Origin of the sequence: Achromobacter sp. SIMBA_011 (assembly GCF_046535435.1) — a bacterium.
Lineage (GTDB): Bacteria > Pseudomonadota > Gammaproteobacteria > Burkholderiales > Burkholderiaceae_B > Achromobacter > Achromobacter dolens.
Map to the genome: position 1 here is coordinate 1 of NZ_JAWRWN010000970.1, position 248 is coordinate 248.

At 69.8% G+C, this 248-nt stretch carries 1 protein-coding gene; it reads left to right on the plus strand.

Annotated features, from left to right (window positions below; all coding sequences use genetic code 11):
• The coding region (locus SB816_RS33890) for a pyridoxal-phosphate dependent enzyme (RefSeq protein WP_410548485.1) at window positions 1-248 on the plus strand (248 nt) is incomplete at both ends.

The window sequence follows — 248 nt, forward strand, 5'->3', positions numbered from 1 at the left end:
GATTACCGCGTCGGCGGGCAATCACGCGCAGGGCGTGGCGCTGTCGGCGGCGCGGCTCGGCGTGAAGGCAGTGATCTGCGTGCCGGAAACCACGCCGCAGGTGAAAGTCGACGCCGTGCGCGCGCACGGCGGCCAGACCGTCGAAGTCGTGCAGGCGGGCGAGTCCTACAGCGATGCCTACGCCCACGCCGTGCGTCTGCAGGAAGAACGCGGCCTGACCTTCGTGCATCCGTTCGACGATCCGCACG